Source organism: Citrobacter sp. RHB35-C17, from assembly GCF_013816795.1.
Classification (GTDB): domain Bacteria; phylum Pseudomonadota; class Gammaproteobacteria; order Enterobacterales; family Enterobacteriaceae; genus Citrobacter_A; species Citrobacter_A amalonaticus.
Map to the genome: position 1 here is coordinate 3,871,343 of NZ_CP057150.1, position 15,470 is coordinate 3,886,812.

At 54.4% G+C, this 15,470-nt stretch carries 12 protein-coding genes; 9 read left to right on the plus strand and 3 right to left on the minus strand.

The window, feature by feature from the left end:
* Nucleotides 1-211: 211 nt before the first annotated feature.
* Genes xdhA through xdhC form a run of 3 tightly spaced genes read left to right on the plus strand, consistent with a single transcriptional unit; the run spans nt 212 to nt 3,874 of the window.
* The gene (gene xdhA / locus HVZ37_RS18480; protein ID WP_181627858.1) at nt 212-2,509 is read left to right on the plus strand and encodes a xanthine dehydrogenase molybdenum-binding subunit XdhA; all 2,298 of its coding nucleotides are present in this window, start codon (nt 212-214) and stop codon (nt 2,507-2,509) included.
* A 10-nt stretch (nt 2,510-2,519) separates the two neighbouring features.
* The gene (xdhB, locus tag HVZ37_RS18485) at nt 2,520-3,398 is read left to right on the plus strand and encodes a xanthine dehydrogenase FAD-binding subunit XdhB (RefSeq protein ID WP_181627859.1); all 879 of its coding nucleotides are present in this window, start codon (nt 2,520-2,522) and stop codon (nt 3,396-3,398) included.
* Nucleotides 3,395-3,874, plus strand: a complete 480-nt coding sequence (gene xdhC / locus HVZ37_RS18490) for a xanthine dehydrogenase iron sulfur-binding subunit XdhC (protein WP_042999389.1) — start codon at nt 3,395-3,397, stop codon at nt 3,872-3,874. The genes xdhB and xdhC overlap by 4 nt, the downstream gene beginning before the upstream one ends.
* A gap of 88 nt (nt 3,875-3,962) precedes the next feature.
* Here xdhC and HVZ37_RS18495 read toward each other — a convergent pair whose 3' ends face one another.
* Complete coding sequence (locus tag HVZ37_RS18495) at nt 3,963-5,741, minus strand: sigma-54-dependent Fis family transcriptional regulator (RefSeq protein ID WP_042999388.1); 1,779 nt, start codon at nt 5,739-5,741, stop codon at nt 3,963-3,965.
* A 467-nt stretch (nt 5,742-6,208) separates the two neighbouring features.
* Here HVZ37_RS18495 and ygeW point away from each other — a divergent pair, with 467 nt between their 5' ends.
* Genes ygeW through arcC form a run of 5 tightly spaced genes read left to right on the plus strand, consistent with a single transcriptional unit; the run spans nt 6,209 to nt 12,318 of the window.
* Nucleotides 6,209-7,396: a knotted carbamoyltransferase YgeW gene (gene ygeW, locus HVZ37_RS18500; RefSeq protein WP_042999387.1), complete on the plus strand. Its 1,188-nt coding sequence runs from the start codon at nt 6,209-6,211 to the stop codon at nt 7,394-7,396.
* 56 nt (nt 7,397-7,452) lie between these two features.
* Nucleotides 7,453-8,649, plus strand: coding sequence for a diaminopropionate ammonia-lyase (gene dpaL / locus HVZ37_RS18505; RefSeq protein WP_054176750.1), 1,197 nt, complete (start codon nt 7,453-7,455; stop codon nt 8,647-8,649).
* Between the two features lie 56 nt (nt 8,650-8,705).
* On the plus strand, nt 8,706-9,917 hold the full coding sequence (locus HVZ37_RS18510) for a YgeY family selenium metabolism-linked hydrolase (RefSeq protein ID WP_042999385.1): 1,212 nt from the start codon (nt 8,706-8,708) through the stop codon (nt 9,915-9,917).
* A gap of 48 nt (nt 9,918-9,965) precedes the next feature.
* Nucleotides 9,966-11,372 carry a dihydropyrimidinase gene (gene hydA / locus HVZ37_RS18515; RefSeq protein WP_181627860.1) on the plus strand — a complete coding sequence of 469 codons (1,407 nt, stop codon included), beginning with the start codon at nt 9,966-9,968 and terminating at the stop codon, nt 11,370-11,372.
* A 13-nt stretch (nt 11,373-11,385) separates the two neighbouring features.
* Complete coding sequence (gene arcC, locus HVZ37_RS18520) at nt 11,386-12,318, plus strand: carbamate kinase (protein ID WP_042999383.1); 933 nt, start codon at nt 11,386-11,388, stop codon at nt 12,316-12,318.
* Nucleotides 12,319-12,407: 89 nt separating this feature from the next.
* Here arcC and yqeB read toward each other — a convergent pair whose 3' ends face one another.
* On the minus strand, nt 12,408-14,033 hold the full coding sequence (yqeB, locus tag HVZ37_RS18525) for a selenium-dependent molybdenum cofactor biosynthesis protein YqeB (RefSeq protein ID WP_181627861.1): 1,626 nt from the start codon (nt 14,031-14,033) through the stop codon (nt 12,408-12,410).
* A gap of 48 nt (nt 14,034-14,081) precedes the next feature.
* The gene (yqeC, locus tag HVZ37_RS18530; protein ID WP_044264392.1) at nt 14,082-14,849 is read right to left on the minus strand and encodes a selenium cofactor biosynthesis protein YqeC; all 768 of its coding nucleotides are present in this window, start codon (nt 14,847-14,849) and stop codon (nt 14,082-14,084) included.
* Between the two features lie 48 nt (nt 14,850-14,897).
* Here yqeC and mocA point away from each other — a divergent pair, with 48 nt between their 5' ends.
* Nucleotides 14,898-15,470 (plus strand): molybdenum cofactor cytidylyltransferase, encoded by a 573-nt coding sequence (gene mocA, locus HVZ37_RS18535; RefSeq protein WP_044264394.1) that lies wholly within the window; start codon nt 14,898-14,900, stop codon nt 15,468-15,470.

A 15,470-nucleotide genomic window follows, 5' to 3' on the forward strand; every position in this document is an offset into this window, starting at 1 on the left:
CGCCACTTACCGTGTATCACAATGAGTTGATTAAACTCATAATGATACGCAAAGTGCTCATCGTCAAAGGTCGGATCCCTCTCCCGACAGACCATATTATTATCTCCGTCACACTTCCCTTTTCTCACGGCGCAACTTTGCGCTTCTGGCGTAATTCTTGCCTGATTTAACGGTTGTTCAGGAACCGAATTGTTAAATCAAGGGGACGTTTATGGATGCGCGGGAAGCAACCGCTACCGGAGAGTCATGCATGCGCGTGGATGCCATCGCTAAAGTGACCGGGCGGGCTCGATATACTGATGATTACATGATGGCGGGCATGTGTTATGCCAAATACGTTCGCAGTCCGATTGCCCACGGTTACGCCACCAGCATCAACTGTGACGAGGCGAAAAGCCTGCCCGGTGTACTGGCCGTGTTTACCTGGGAAGATGTACCGGATATTCCCTTCGCCACGGCAGGGCACGCCTGGACGCTGGATGAGAACAAACGTGACACCGCCGACCGTTTTCTGTTGACCCGCCACGTACGCCATCATGGCGATGCGGTCGCGATTGTTGTGGCAAGGGACGCGTTAACCGCAGAGAAAGCGGCCTTACTGGTGAATGTGGAATGGGAAAAACTCCCGGTGATCACCACGCCAGAAGCAGCTCTGGCGGATGATGCTGTCCCTATTCACCCAGGCGGTAATTTGCTCAATCGCAGTGAAATGACCACCGGGAATGTCCAGCAGACCATTGATGCCGCTGATTACCAACTCCAGGGACATTACCAGACGCCGGTGATTCAACATTGCCATATGGAAAGCGTCACTTCATTGGCCTGGATGGAAGATGACTCGCGAATCTCCATCGTCTCCAGCACGCAGATCCCACACATCGTACGTCGGGTCGTGGGCCAGGCATTGGGCATTCCGTGGTCATGCGTGCGGGTTATCAAACCTTACGTCGGCGGCGGATTTGGAAACAAGCAGGATGTGCTGGAAGAACCCATGGCCGCTTTCCTGACGCGCAAACTGGGCGGTATTCCAGTGAAAGTCTCTCTCAGCCGTGAAGAATGTTTTCTCGCTTCCCGTACCCGCCATGCGTTCACGATGGATGGACAGATAGGGCTCAATCGCGACGGCACGTTGCAAGGCTATCGTCTGGATGTTCTGTCAAATACTGGCGCTTACGCCTCACACGGGCATTCCATCGCCTCGGCGGGCGGCAACAAAGTGGCCTACCTCTATCCCCGTAGCGCATACGCTTACCGTTCCACCACCTGCTATACCAATCTACCTTCCGCTGGCGCGATGCGCGGCTACGGCGCGCCGCAGGTGATCTTTGCCGTAGAATCGATGCTGGATGACGCCGCGACGGCGCTGGGTCTCGATCCGGTCGAGGTTCGGTTGCGCAATGCGGCCTGCGAAGGCGACACGAACCCGATTACTGGCAAACGGATCTACAGCGCGGGGCTCCCGGAATGTCTGCAAAAAGGCCGCGCGCTGTTTGAGTGGGACGCCCGTCGCGCTGAATGTCTGCACCAGCAAGGCAACATCCGCCGGGGCGTCGGCGTCGCCTGTTTTAGTTATACCTCCAACACCTGGCCGGTCGGCGTGGAGATCGCCGGTGCCCGTCTGCTGATGAATCAGGACGGAACGATCAACGTGCAGAGCGGAGCGACGGAAATCGGTCAGGGGGCGGATACCATTTTCTCACAGATGGTGGCGGAAACTCTCGGCGTACCGGTCAGCGATGTGCACGTTATTTCCACCCAGGATACCGACATTACCCCCTTCGACCCTGGCGCCTTCGCCTCTCGCCAAAGCTATGTCACTGCACCGGCACTGCGCAAGGCAGCACTTCAACTGCGCGATAAGATCCTTCTTCACGCTGCCGACATGCTGCATCAGTCCGTCATGAGCCTGACGCTGACGGCAGGCCACATCGTCCTTATCGATCGCCCGGACTCACCGTTGGTGTCCTTAAAAGAGCTGGCGATGGATGCGTTTTATCATCCGGAGCGCGGCGGTCAGTTGTCTGCGGAATGCTCGGTGAAAACCACCACTAACCCACCGGCGTTTGGCTGCACGTTTGTCGATCTGAGCGTCGATATCGCCCTGTGCAAGGTCACCATCAACCGCATCCTCAATGTCCACGATTCCGGCCATATTCTGAACCCTCAACTGGCGGAAGGTCAGGTGCATGGCGGGATGGGAATGGGCATTGGCTGGTCGCTGTTTGAAGAGATGATCATCGATGGGGAAAGTGGTCTGGTGCGTAACCCGAATCTCCTTGATTACAAAATGCCGACCATGCCTGACCTGCCGCAACTGGAGAGCGCATTCGTTGAAACGCAGGAGCCGCAGTCGGCGTATGGACATAAATCCCTCGGCGAGCCGCCCATTATTCCTGTTGCTGCCGCCATTCGTAACGCAGTGAAAATGGCCACAGGCGTTGCAATTGATACGTTGCCACTGACGCCAAAACGGTTATATGCGGAGTTCCACCAGGCTGGCTTGATTTGAGGATATGATCATGTTTGACTTTGCTTCTTATCATCGCGCTTCAGACATTGCCGAGGCTGTCAGCCTGCTGGCGCGCTATCCGCAGGCGAAACTGCTCGCCGGCGGAACCGACGTACTGATCCAACTTCATCATCACAATGCGCGTTACCGTCATATCGTCGATATCCATGATCTGCCAGAATTACGAGGCATTACCCTGTCGAAGGAAGAAAGGCTGCGTATCGGTTCCGCCACCACCTTTAGCGAGATTATCGAGCATCCCGTCGCGCAACGACATCTGCCAGCCCTGTGTGCGGCAGCTACCTCCATCGCCGGACCGCAAATCCGTAATGTCGCGACCTACGGCGGGAATATCTGTAATGGCGCAACCAGCGCAGACTCGGCGACGCCAACGCTGATTTATGACGCCACGCTTGAGATCGCCTCGCCAAAAGGGGTGCGTTTTACCAGCATCAACGGTTTTCACACCGGCCCCGGAAAAGTTGCTCTCGAGCAAGATGAAATCCTTGTCGCCTTTCATTTTCCACCGCAGCCGAGGGCGCATACTGGCAGCGCGCATTTTAAATATGCCATGCGCGATGCGATGGACATCTCGACCATTGGTTGTGCGGCACGATGCCAACTGGATAACGGCGGTTTTAAAGAACTTCGTCTGGCATTCGGCGTTGCGGCTCCGACGCCAGTTCGCTGTCAGCATGCGGAGAGCGCGGCGCAAAATGCGCCATTGACCCACCAGACGCTGGACGCGATCGCTGAATCCGTTCTGCAGGACGTCGCCCCGCGATCTTCCTGGCGGGCAAGTAAGGAATTTCGTCTGCATCTCATCCAGACGATGACCCGGAAAGTGGTTACTGAAGCCGTTGTCGCGGCGGGAGGAAAGCTGCAATGAATGACACTAACCGAATCACGCTGGAATGCGTCATTAATGATCACCCTTTTCAGCTCAGCATCATGCCGGGGATGCCGCTCTCTGAACTCCTGCGCGAACAAGGGTTGTTGAGCGTCAAACAGGGATGCTGTGTCGGTGAATGCGGAGCCTGTACGGTGCTGGTTGACGGTACGGCCATCGACAGTTGCCTGTACCTTGCCGCGTGGGCAGCCGGAAAACAGATCCGTACCCTGGAAGGTGAATCGGCTGGCAGTCAGCTCTCGCGTGTTCAGATGGCTTATGCGACATCCGGTGCCGTGCAGTGTGGTTTTTGCACGCCGGGTCTGATTATGGCGACCACCGCATTGCTGGCAAAACCGCGGGAAAAACCATTAACCATTCTGGAGATCCGTCGTGGTCTGGCGGGGAATTTGTGCCGTTGTACTGGCTATCAGATGATTGTCGATACCGTCCAGCGCTGCACTGAGCCTGAATAATTAACACCGCATCCTTCAGGCTGCCTCCGGGTCAGTAGCGTTCACATACTCGCCCCCTGATGCAACCTGAACGCGGTTGTGCGTTGAGTTATGCGTTCAGCAGCTCGTACTTTTTAATTTTGCGATAAAGCGTGGCAATCCCAATGCCTAACTCATCCGCCACCTGTTTTTTGTTGGAGTGGCGAGATAGCGCTTCGCGAATCATCTGCTTTTCCATCTCTTCCAGCGCGGTTCCGCCGGTATCCTCAGACAGCAACTGCGCCGCATGAGCGACCGCTCCAACGGATTCCGGCGCTTTACCGTTGTTGATCAGATTTGGCGGTAAAAGCGTACTGTCGATCACCTCGCCTGAAGGGACCACGTTGACCAGATATTCCATCAGGTTGCTTAATTCACGCAGATTTCCTGGCCACTGATGGTGTCTGAGCAGGGTCACTACATCCGGTGCAATCCCCGGATAGACCAGCCCTAAACGGCGAGTATGCAGATGCAGGAAATAGTGCACCAGTAGCTCAATATCGTCCTGTCGTTCACGTAGCGGGGGCAGAGTCAGTGGGATGACGTTCAGTCGATAGAACAGATCTTCGCGGAATTTGCCTTCGGCGATAAACTGCCCGAGGTTCTGATTGGTAGCTGAAATAATGCGGATGTCGACCTGAACCGGACTGCTCGCGCCAAGCGGCAACACTTCCCTCGCTTCAATCGCCCTGAGCAGTTTAGCCTGTAGCATCAAGGGCATATCGCCAATTTCATCGAGAAATAGCGTTCCACTGTTTGCCGCCTGAATCAGGCCCGTTTTCCCATTGGCGGAGGCGCCGGTGAATGCGCCTTTAACATAGCCAAACAGTTCACTTTCCAGCAACTGTTCCGGTATCGCCGCACAGTTGATGGCGATAAACGGTTTATTGCGTCGATCGCTGAGTTTGTGAATGGCGCGCGCGACCACCTCTTTTCCGGTGCCGCTCTCCCCCACAATCATGACGCTGGACGGACTGGGGGCAATACGGCCGATCAGCCGCTTAAGCTGGCGCATAACCCGGCATTCACCCACCAGTTGTTCAATATGCGGTTCATCGGTGGCAATCGATACAGAGGAACTGGTATGCGACTGATGGAAGGCCATCAGGAATAACTGCCGTCCCTGCACATGATGCAACTGACCAATGATCAGTTCACTTTTATCATCCCAGGAGACGATATGCTGCATATGCCCGTGCGTGAAATTACTTTCAAACGTTAATGGCCGAAACCTGACCGACTTTCCCACCATATTATTCTGCACCGCACCAAGAATTTTTAACGCGGTTTGATTCGCGAACTGTACGCGGTTGTCTTCATCAATGACCAATACACCTTGATCCATATTCTCGATCATTGTCGAAAATATTTTACTGATGTTGTCACTCCCACTCTGATCTTCAAGAAGTTTTGAAACAAAAATAGTGGATATATGGCGAACATAGTCTGAAAACTCGCGCAGGTTGTCATTGATATGTTCCTGCTGTTCATGCGTTACGGCAATCAAACTGATCACTCCTACACAGCGGTCCTGCAGAATGACGGGGGTTCCCAGAAAAGCCTTCTCGCGACAGTTATCTTTGCTATCGCAGCCTTCACAGAGCGGGTCAAAGCGGGAATGCGTCACAACCTTTTCTTTTTTACTTTCCAGCACATAGCGCAACAGTCTGGAGTTACCGCTCAACGGGCGTCCGAGGTATTTCCCGTAAGCGCCGGTTCCCGCGACGCGGCAGAGGTTATCATCGACGATCTCAACTTCGAGTTGCAAAACGCTGGCAAGCATTCTGGCGAAACGCTGAATGGTAGGTTGAATCTGCATCAAAATGGACTGCGTTGTTGCAAGCACCATAGTCTTACCTTCCGGAATCACTTAAATGATTGATCATTGAAGACATTGATGGTTCGTAGAATATAAGGATACTAACTCAGACAAAATTTGCTTTGATAAAAACACAGGCTCTTTATCATTTTATAATGAAAATATGCAAGAGAAATCACATTTCTATATCAATATGAGAATCAGCGCAGTGAGTTTATCAAACTGACGGTATTTACTCTTCATCCGGGTATTATTCTGTCAGTCAGTTCATTGACACATTGCGTTATTTATTAAGCCAAACGTTTTCGTATATTCATGACGAATTACAGATAGCTTTATTCTGTGATCAGTGCCACATATTGCCTGATGATTTCCTATTTATCCGCCGTCGGATTCATTTTGGCACGCTTATTGTTTGTCTTTGGTATATCGGTGATGCCGCTTGTCATTACCGCGAATAAGCCACCTTGCCGTCATTCCACTACCAGGACCTTACAATGAAAACTGTTAATGAGCTGATAAAGGATATCAATTCGCTGACCTCACACCTTCACGAGAAGGATTTTTTGCTTACGTGGGAACAGACGCCGGATGAACTGAAACAAGTCCTGGACGTCGCTGCTGCGCTGAAGATGCTGCGTGCCGAAAACATCGCGACCAAAGTCTTCAATAGTGGATTAGGGATTTCCGTTTTCCGCGATAACTCCACCCGTACCCGCTTTTCTTACGCGTCCGCCCTTAACCTGCTCGGCCTGGCTCAGCAGGATCTGGACGAAGGAAAATCACAAATCGCGCACGGCGAAACCGTCCGCGAAACGGCCAATATGATCTCCTTCTGCGCCGACGCCATTGGTATTCGCGACGACATGTATCTTGGTGCGGGCAACGCCTATATGCGTGAAGTCGGCGCCGCGCTGGATGACGGCTACAAACAGGGCGTGCTGCCGCAGCGTCCGGCGTTAGTTAACCTGCAATGCGATATCGACCATCCAACACAGGCGATGGCGGATTTGGCCTGGCTACGTGAACATTTTGGTTCGCTGGAAAACCTTAAGGGTAAAAAAATCGCCATGACCTGGGCCTACTCACCCAGCTACGGCAAACCCCTCTCTGTGCCACAAGGCATTATCGGTCTGATGACCCGCTTCGGTATGGACGTCACCCTGGCGCATCCGGAAGGATATGACCTGATCCCGGACGTGATTGAAGTGGCGAAAAACAATGCGAACGCGTCCGGCGGCAGCTTCCGCCAGGTCACCAGCATGGAAGAAGCCTTCAAAGATGCCGACATCGTCTATCCGAAATCATGGGCGCCTTACAAAGTAATGGAAGAACGTACCGAACTTCTGCGCGCTAACGATCACGCGGCCCTGAAAGAGCTGGAAAGACAGTGTCTTGAGCAAAACGCAAAGCATAAAAACTGGCACTGCACTGAAGAAATGATGCAACTCACCCGCGACGGCGAAGCGCTGTATATGCACTGCCTGCCCGCGGATATCAGCGGCGTCTCCTGCAAAGAAGGGGAAGTCACCGACGCCGTATTCGAAAAATACCGCATCGCAACGTACAAAGAAGCCAGTTGGAAGCCCTACATCATCGCCGCGATGATCCTCTCCCGCAAATATCCGAAGCCTGGCGTACTGCTGGAGCAGTTGTTGAAAGAAGCGCAACCGCGCGTGAAATAACCCCCTGAGCCGACCTGCCGGTCGGCTCTCCTTTCCGGAGGCCAAAAGGATAGGATATGTCCGTTTTCTCACTGAAGATCGATATTGCCGATAACCGCTTTTACAACGGTGAAACATCGCCCCTTTTTTCGCAAAAACAGGCCAAAGTGGCTCGCCAGTTCCATCAAAAGATCGCGGGCTACCATCCAACGCCGCTCTGTGCGCTGGATGACCTCGCCCGACTATTTGGCGTGAAGAAAATCCTCGTCAAAGATGAGTCAAAACGCTTTGGACTGAACGCGTTCAAGATGCTCGGCGGGGCTTTTGCCATCGCCTGCCTGTTGTGTGAGAAATATCATCTTGATATTGAGACGCTCTCTTTCGAACAGCTCAAAAACGCCATCGGCGAAAAAATGACGTTTGCCACTACCACCGACGGTAACCACGGTCGCGGTATTGCCTGGGCGGCACAACAGCTCGGACAACATGCGGTGATTTACATGCCGAAAGGCTCAGCGCAAGAACGCGTGGACGCCATTCTCAACCTCGGCGCGGAGTGCATTGTCACCGACATGAACTATGACGATACCGTTCGTCTGACCATGCAGCACGCCCAACAAAACGGCTGGGAAGTGGTGCAGGACACCGCCTGGGAAGGTTACACCAAAATCCCCACCTGGATTATGCAGGGCTACGCCACGCTGGCCGATGAGGCCGTTGAGCAAATGCGCGCCCTGGACGTCACACCGACCCACGTGCTGTTACAGGCTGGCGTTGGCGCCATGGCGGGCGGCGTGCTGGGCTATCTGGTCGACGTCTATGGCCCGCAAAACCTGCACAGCATTATCGTCGAACCGGACAAAGCGGACTGCATTTATCGTTCCGGCGTGAAAGGCGACATCGTCAACGTTGGGGGAGATATGGCAACCATCATGGCCGGTCTGGCCTGTGGTGAACCTAACCCGCTCGGCTGGGAAATTCTGCGCAACTGCGCCACCCAATTTATCTCCTGCCAGGACAGCGTCGCCGCGCTGGGCATGCGCGTGCTGGGTAATCCTTTTGGCAGCGACCCACGGGTGATCTCCGGCGAGTCCGGCGCCGTAGGGTTGGGCGTTCTGGCTGCCGTCCATCATCACCCACAGCGCCAGGCCCTGATGGACAAACTGGCGTTAGATAAAGATGCCGTTGTGCTGGTCATCAGTACCGAAGGCGATACCGATGTGAAGCACTACCGGGAAGTGGTCTGGGAAGGCAAACATCCGGTCGCACTGTAACCCCCTATTGGAAAACGCTCCCCAGGAGATTCGGGAGCGAACACTGGAGAAAAGTCATGGCTAAGCACATTCCTTTTAAACTGATTCTTGAAAAAGCAAACGACTACAAAGAAGACATGACGCGTTTCCTGCGCGACATGGTCGCCATTCCCAGCGAAAGCTGCGATGAAAAACGGGTTATCCATCGCATCAAACAAGAAATGGAGAAAGTCGGTTTCGATAAAGTCGAGATCGACCCGATGGGCAACATTCTGGGATACATCGGCCATGGCCCGCGCCTGGTCGCAATGGACGCGCATATCGACACGGTCGGTATCGGCAACATCAACAACTGGAATTTTGATCCCTATGAAGGGATGGAGACCGATGAACTGATCGGTGGACGCGGCACGTCTGACCAGGAAGGCGGCATGGCGTCCATGGTTTACGCCGGGAAGATCATTAAAGATCTCGGTCTGGAAGATGAGTACACGCTGCTGGTCACCGGCACGGTACAGGAAGAGGACTGCGATGGTCTGTGCTGGCAGTACATCATTGAGCAATCCGGTATCCGTCCGGAGTTTGTTGTCAGTACCGAACCGACTGATTGCCAGGTTTATCGTGGACAGCGCGGGCGCATGGAAATACGTATTGATGTGCAGGGAGTCAGTTGTCACGGTTCCGCCCCGGAACGCGGCGATAACGCCATTTTTAAAATGGGACCAATCCTCAACGAGTTACAGGAATTGTCACAACATCTGGCTTATGACGAATTCCTCGGTAAAGGGACCTTAACCGTTTCCGAAATCTTCTTCACCTCGCCAAGCCGCTGTGCAGTGGCGGACAGTTGCGCCGTCTCCATCGACCGTCGTCTGACCTGGGGTGAAACCTGGGAAGGCGCGCTGGAAGAGATTCGCGCCCTGCCGGCTGTAAAAAAAGCCAATGCGGTGGTCTCGATGTACAACTATGACCGCCCTTCCTGGACCGGGCTGGTTTACCCGACCGAATGCTACTTCCCAACCTGGAAAGTGGAAGAAGATCACTTCACCGTCAAAGCGCTGGTCAATGCCTATGAAGGTCTGTTCGGCAAAGCACCGGTGGTCGACAAGTGGACGTTCTCCACCAACGGCGTATCGATTATGGGACGTCACGGTATTCCGGTGATCGGTTTTGGTCCGGGTAAAGAACCCGAAGCCCACGCGCCAAATGAAAAAACCTGGAAATCACATCTGGTGACCTGCGCCGCGATGTACGCTGCCATTCCACTGTCCTGGCTGGCAACGAAATAACGATCCATCTGTCTCCCCCGGTTTACCGGGGGATTTCTGGAGTGTGCTATGCGCGTATTGATTAAAAATGGCATTGTCGTTAACGCCGACGGACAGGCTAAACAGGACCTGCTGATTGAGAACGGTATCGTTCGTCAACGGGATGCGGAGATTACGCCGCCCCCTTCGTGTGAAGTGATTGATGCTGCGGGATGTTACGTTTTTCCCGGCGGCGTGGATGTACATACGCATTTCAATATCGACACCGGCCTCGCCCGTAGCTGTGATGATTTTTTTACCGGCACCCGCGCCGCGGCGTGTGGCGGTACAACAACCATTATTGACCATATGGGATTTGGCCCGTCAGGCTGTCGCTTGCGCCATCAACTGGAAGTCTACCAGGGGTACGCCGCGCATAAAGCGGCGATCGACTACAGTTTCCATGGCGTCATTCAGCACGTCAATCATGCCATCCTCGACGAGATCCCGATGATGGTGGAAGAAGGCATCAGCAGCTTCAAGCTCTATCTGACCTACCAGTACAAACTCAACGATGATGAAGCCTTGCAGGTGCTGCGCCGTTTGCACAAGTCCGGCGCGCTGACCACCGTCCACCCGGAAAACGACGCCGCCATCGCCAGTAAACGGGCCGAATTCATTGCCGCTGGCTTAACGTCGCCACGCTATCACGCCCTGAGCAGACCGCTGGAATGTGAAGCCGAAGCCATCGCCCGGATGATTAACCTTGCGCAGTTAGCGGGAAACGCACCGTTGTATATCGTCCACCTGTCCAATGGCCTGGGACTGGACTATTTACGCCTGGCGAAAGCGAATCATCAGCCCGTGTGGATAGAGACCTGTCCGCAATATCTGCTACTGGATGAACGCCGTTATGACGGGGAAGACGGTCTGAACTTCATTCTCAGCCCGCCGTTACGCAATGTACGCGAGCAGGACAAGCTCTGGTGCGGCATCAGTGACGGCGCCATTGACGTGGTGGCGACTGACCACTGCACCTTCTCAATGGCGCAGCGCCAGCAGATCTCAGGCGGCGATTTCAGCCGCTGCCCGAATGGTTTGCCCGGCGTGGAAAACCGCCTGCAACTGCTCTTTTCTGAAGGTGTGATGAGCGGGCGAATTACCCCTGAACGCTTTGTCGCGTTAACCAGCGCGACGCCTGCCAGGCTGTTCGGCGTATGGCCGCAGAAGGGGCAACTGGCACCTGGCGCTGATGGCGATGTGGTGATTATCGATCCCCGCCAGAGCCAGGCGATCCATCATGCTCACCTGCACGATAACGCTGATTATTCGCCCTGGGAGGGGTTCCGCTGTCAGGGTGCGATTGTCAGAACGCTGTCGCGTGGTGAAACGATCTTCTGCGATGGCGTCTTTACAGGGAAAGCAGGCCGGGGCCGCTTCTTACGACGTAAGCCGTTTACCCCGCCCGGCGTGGGTGAAACAGATAACTGTGTATGATAAGTGAGGAAAAATGAGGAAGAAAATTGTTCTCGCGCTGGGTGGTAACGCGTTGGGTGAGGATCTGGCCGGACAGATGCAGGCCGTCAAAATCACCGCGCAGGCCATTGTGGATCTCATTGCGCAGGGTCATGAGGTTATCGTGACTCATGGTAACGGGCCGCAGGTGGGTATGATCAACCAGGCATTCGAAGCCGCGGCAAAAACAGAGGCGCACTCGCCAATGCTACCGATGTCCGTCTGCGTGGCATTGAGCCAGGGCTATATCGGTTACGATCTGCAAAACGCGCTGCGCGAAGAATTGCTCTCACGCGGGATGCACAAACCTGTCGCCACACTGGTGACGCAGGTAGAAGTCGACGCCCACGATCCTGCGTTTCTGAACCCCACCAAACCCATCGGTTCATTCTTCACACAGCAGGAAGCGGAACAGCTGGAAAAACAAGGTTATACGCTTAGAGAAGATGCCGGACGTGGTTATCGTCGTGTCGTGGCCTCGCCTAAGCCGGTGGACATCATTGAGAAAGAAACCGTTAAGGCGCTGGTTGAGGCCGGACAGGTGGTTATTACCGTGGGCGGAGGCGGTATTCCGGTGATTCGCGAAGGCAACCATCTGCGGGGGGCCAGCGCGGTGATCGATAAGGACTGGGCCAGTGCCCGCCTGGCAGAGATGATCGACGCGGATATGCTCATCATCCTGACGGCGGTCGAAAAAGTGGCTATTAACTTCGGTAAAGAAAATGAGCAATGGCTGGATCGCCTGTCGTTGAGCGATGCGGAACGCTTTATCAGCGAAGGGCATTTCGCTAAAGGTTCTATGTTGCCGAAAGTGGAGGCCGCAGCGTCGTTCGCCCGCTCCCGTCCCGGTCGGGAAGCCCTGATCACGGTGCTCAGTAAAGCGAAAGAAGGGATTGAGGGAAAAACCGGAACGGTTATCTGCCAGTAATCTGATGCGTTTTATTCGCCGGGGCGCTTTGCGTACCCGGCCTGGCGCCTCCCGGGCCGGATAAACATAGCGCCATCTGGTCATTCGCATTACGCCACTTCAAGCACCTCATTCGTTGACTTCACCCCCTGATGCATCAGCATCATGAGCGCTTCCAGCACTCCGCCGCCTATCGCTCTCGCTTTATCAGAGACGCTGGTAAAATCCGCCGTCTCGCCGCGCGGGTCGATATCGCCGATTTTAAAACCGCCCACCACCGCCAGCCCGTCACTTAACAGGCCGCGCACCATCCCCGACAGCGGCGCCTTGATTTCGTTTTCGCCAATCCAGGCAATCACCTCGCCCTCTTCTACCAGATCGCCTAATTTCACTCTGGCGCGCATGATGCCTGCGGCGGGTGCACGAATCACCCGTCGTGCGGTATGCCCCATGATATTGCCGGGTATCCCGGTATTTTCCTGTGCACAACCGGCGTAAATCACCTGCCCCAGCCAGTGTCCACGATTTGTTTCAATCACCGCATGGCAGTCTTCACCCGCAGAAAATCCAGGTCCCAACGCAATGGTCACGGGAGCCATATCTTTTCGCGTACCCAGATTTTGTTTTGCCAGAATCGCATCCACCACGCAGACGGGTTTCAGTGCGTCAATCAGCGAACCGGCAGGATCGACCAGAATCGGAATAAAACCACGCTCAGCTAACGCCGCCGCTTCTGCTGACGAGGTGGCCAGTCTTGCCGTCACGCCTTCCACGATCATTTCACCATCAAAGACGGCCTGCGCGAACGCAACGCTACGGCGAATGACGGTCGGTTTCTCCACTTCCAGCATGATCACTTTGAAACCGGCATGGAACAATCGCAGCGCCACGCCGCTGGCGATATCTCCCGCGCCACGAATCACCACCCGCTGATGGCCGGACGGATGCGCGGTGCGCATCATCAGTCCACCGGGCGCATTATTTTTAACCTGTAAGATCTCCGCCAGCACGCTGACCGCAATCTCCTGCGGCGTTTCAGCACCAATGTTGTAACCCACCGGCGCATGCAGGCGGGCAATGTGCTCTTCACCGACGCCCTTCTCCCGCAACTGACGCATAAACAACTGTACTTTGCGACGGCTTGCCAGCAAGCCCAGCCACGCGACGGGTTGCTCGATCAATTTGTCCAGCGCTTCCCGATCCTGATTGTTCGTCGCGATAAGCACAAAGTTGTCCGGACGGATCTCCAGCGCATCCACTGCCGCGGTAAAAGAATCGGCATGTAACAACTGTACCGAGGGAGGAAAAGCGTCCGGGTTAACGCTTTCGCGATAAACATCCGCTACGGCAATATCAAACCCTAACAGCGCTGCCCCCTGGGCAATCGCCCGGTTGACATGCCCGCCGCCGATTAACACCAGTCGCGGGCGCAGGCCGTGCACGCTAATAAAAACCGACATCGCGCCGCCGCAGTCCGAGCCAACGGCATCGGCGCCGTTGCGGGCCATCCGGCCATGAAACATACGCGGCTTTCTTTCCTGTAACGCCAGCAGCGCTTCGTCGATCACCTTGCGCTCCACCATGCCTCCGCCGATAGTCCCGACGATAGACCCATCCTGATGTACCAGCATCTGTGCCGAATGGCGGGGCGTGGACCCCCGGCTATCGACAATCTGCGCCAACGCAAATGGGCGGTTTTGCTCTTCAAGTTTTGCAGCCTCTGTGAAAATATTCATACAGACCTCAATGGATATCTTTTCAGGAACCCGGTGTTCCCGGCGTCGCTATCTCACAAATCTGCGCGTGATTGCAGGCGTTTCCTGTGCATTCCCGAGCCAGATAGCCTGCACATCACCGTCTGACAACAGTTGGATGAGCTCGCGTTCATCAATGGCATTCTCAGATTGAGAAAAACGATTGAGAAACCAGACGCGTCGACTGGCTGGCGGGGCATTTTTGAATGCCCCCTGTGGATGCTGAACCAGACGAACCAGCGCCTTCAGCGATAAGGGGGATCCCTCCGTCAGGCCTGTCATCCCGGCGAACGGAGACCAGCGATGCACCTGCTCTGCCCCCACGCGTTTCCCCAGCAGGTGTCCACCCATCACGGCAATCACGCAGCAACTGCTTTCAGGTATGCAAGGTTCGTGCTCATCTGGCGCTTTAAGCGGCATTCCGCGGGCGCCGTCTGCCTCCACGAGAACCACGTCACATTCCGATCGTCTGGCTAAGGCATCGATGGCGTCGGGTGAGAAACCACGTGCTTTTCCCAATGGGGCTTTCCACGACCGAAAGCAGGTAATGATGGGTTGCATTAACACGTGATACGGCAACCCGGCGGGCTCCCGACAGAAAAGGGTCGGCCAGGAGTGGTCAGGCAGAAACATATGCGTCGTCGTGGTGATGAATACCCGTCGACCTGATAATTGAAAGAGATGAGCGAGCCAGAAAAGTGTACTGGTTTTCCCACCCGCACCGATAATTGAAATCACCGTTGGCCGTTTCTGTGCACCTAAATCAAAGAATAAAGAAGCATGCCCCGGTATACTCATAAGCCTCTCTGAAGTGAGATAACATCTAATAGACATTATGGAATCGCCATGCCTGTCGTCGACTGTATAATTACTGCTGCTGGGTTATCATCCAGAATGGGAAAATGGAAAATGATGTTACCCTGGCACGCAGGAACAATTCTTGATGCAAGTATCAAAAACGCGCTGCAATTTTGTAACCGGGTGATATTAGTTTCCGGTTACCGCGCCACGGAGATACATAATCGCTATGCGAATCAGCCTAATATTATTATTACGTACAATCCGGATTATGCTCAGGGTTTATTTACGTCAATTAAGGTTGGCGCTGCCGCCGTGAACAGCGGGCACTGCTTCATCACGCACGGTGACATGCCTGAACTGAATAACGATATTTTCCATAAAATCTGGGCGTTACGTAACGATAACGCACTTATCCCTTGCTATCAGGGCCAGCCCGGCCATCCTGTATTACTTTCCAAAAAATGCCTGTTGCAGGCCATCTCACAACCGGATGTCAGCAATATGCGTCAGGCATTGCTGCGCGGAAAACATAATCTTATTGAAATAAACGATGCCCGAATCACTCTGGATATTGATACACCAGAGGATTTTATCAATGCGCAGAATCGACACAGATAA